This is a genomic window from Saccharopolyspora sp. NPDC002686 (assembly GCF_040295745.1).
Taxonomy (GTDB): Bacteria; Actinomycetota; Actinomycetes; order Mycobacteriales; family Pseudonocardiaceae; genus Saccharopolyspora; species Saccharopolyspora oryzae.
Window position 1 is genome coordinate 1 of record NZ_JBEOVY010000623.1, and the last position, 1,908, is coordinate 1,908.

A 1,908-nucleotide genomic window follows, 5' to 3' on the forward strand; every position below is an offset into this window, starting at 1 on the left:
AGGTGCACATGGGCTACCCGGGCGTGCGGGCGTGGCTGCCGTACGTGGTGCTGGTGCCGCTGGCGATCGCCATCCCGCTGTGGCTGGGTCGCACCAAGGTGGAGGTCCGCGGCGGCGAGCTGTGGGTGGGTGACGCGCACCTGCCGCTGCGCTTCATCGACGAGGTCGAGGTCATCGCGCCGCAGGAGCAGCGCAAGGCGCTGGGGCCGGACCTGGATCCGGCCGCGTTCATGGTGCACCGCTCCTCGATCCGCACGTCGGTGCGGATCTGGTTGGACGACGCGGACGACCCGACCCCGTACTGGGTGGTCAGCACGCGGCGCCCCGAAGAGCTCGTCGAGGCGCTGGGCAAGCGCTGACCCGGTTCGGGCCGGGGAAAGAAAACTGGGCACACGCCCTGCGTGTGCCCAGCCACTTCCCGGTTTCGTCGACGTCTGCGTGCTCAGGCAGCGCAGTCGCGGCAGATGAACTGGCCGTTCTTGGTCTCGGCCAGTCGACTGCGGTGATGAACGAGGAAGCAGCTCGCGCACGTGAACTCGTCCGCCTGCTTGGGGAGGACCTTGACGGTCATCTCCTCGCCGGACAGGTCCGCACCCGGGAGTTCGAAGTTCTCCGCGATCGCCCCTTCGTCCTCGTCGACGACGCCCGATTGCGCATCGTTGCGTCGCGCCTTCAGCTCCTCCAACGAGTCCTCGGCCATGTCCTCGGACTCGCGGCGCGGAGCGTCGTAGTCGGTCGCCATCGTGATTCACCCCTGCGTTTGTGGAGACTGCAATGGTGTGCCGCTGGTAAACGTTCCAGGACCAGGATTTGTGCCCGGTGGCGCAGTGATCGTGGTCTCGCCCTGCAACGCGTTCAGTTCCCCCGTTATGAGCGACTTGCCTCATCCGGCACTCCGTGAGGCGCCGAGAGGGTAGCTCATGGCGAATGCGCACATGCAGCAGGTCACCCATAGGTGTGGTGTTCACTGCATCCACAGCCTCCCGGAGATCGATCCGGCACGACATCCGGCTGTCGCCCTCGGTTGCCCGCCAGGACGTTCTGCGATGCCGTGCGCTGGCAATTCAGCTCGACCACATCGATTCAGCGGCGATTCCGGGCCCGCCGCGACACAGCAACGGCCTCCGGCGCCGCACGACGGGAGTTCTGCGCATAGGCTTGATCCAGTGCACTGGTAGGAGCATCCAAGGAGGGGCGGGACGTGGCAGCCGTTGGTGCAAGAGGGGGACGACGAGCCGGGTACCGGCGCCGCCGACCACTGCCCGCTCTGCTGGTGCTCGCCTGCCTCGTGGTGGCAGCCGGGTTCCTGTGGACGCGAGTTTTCGACTCCGTGCAGGGCATCGAAGCCGCCACCACCTGCGCCCCGCCGACACCGCCGACCGCCGCGCCCGCCGGTGAGCCGATGCCCGAGCAGGTGCCGCTGGGCACCATGCTCGAGCGCGACGCGCTGAACTCGACCAACCCGATCCCGCCGCAGGACGTGCAGGTGCGGGTGCTCAACGGCAACGGGGAGAGCCGGCAGGCCACCCTGGTCGGCGACGAGCTGGCCAGCCTCGGCTTCGCCAAGGGCGGCGCGGACAACGACCCGGTCTACGTCAACTACGACCTGAAGTGCCACGGCCAGATCCGCTTCGGCGGCGCCGGGGTGAGCGCGGCTCGCACGCTGAGCCTGATCGCGCCGTGCGCTCAGCTCGTCCGCGACGAGCGGCCGGACGCCACCATCGACTTCGCGCTCGGGAAGAAGTTCAAGGACATCAAGACCACCTCCGAGGCCAAGCAGGTGCTCCAGGAGCTGGAGAACTGGGTCCCGCAGCGCGACCAGCAGGGCGGCGCGCACCAGGAGGTCTCACCTCCGCAGATCAGCAAGGACCTGCTGGAGAAGGCCCGCGACGTCCACTGCTGAGCGCC

At 68.3% G+C, this 1,908-nt stretch carries 3 protein-coding genes; 2 read left to right on the plus strand and 1 reads right to left on the minus strand.

All coding sequences use genetic code 11. The features are described 5' to 3' along the window. On the plus strand, positions 1–359 hold a 359-nt coding region (locus ABTZ89_RS38360; RefSeq protein ID WP_351054335.1), incomplete at its 5' end, for a DUF3093 domain-containing protein. An 83-nt stretch (positions 360–442) separates the two neighbouring features. On the opposite strand, the gene ABTZ89_RS38365 is transcribed toward ABTZ89_RS38360, so the two are convergent. Continuing rightward, a complete protein-coding gene (locus ABTZ89_RS38365) occupies positions 443–742 on the minus strand; it encodes a DUF4193 domain-containing protein (RefSeq protein ID WP_270947973.1) in 300 nt (99 codons plus the stop codon). A 459-nt stretch (positions 743–1,201) separates the two neighbouring features. Between ABTZ89_RS38365 and cei the strand changes: the two genes are divergently transcribed. Further along, positions 1,202–1,903, plus strand: coding sequence for an envelope integrity protein Cei (gene cei, locus ABTZ89_RS38370; RefSeq protein ID WP_270947974.1), 702 nt, complete (start codon positions 1,202–1,204; stop codon positions 1,901–1,903). Positions 1,904–1,908 lie beyond the last annotated feature (5 nt).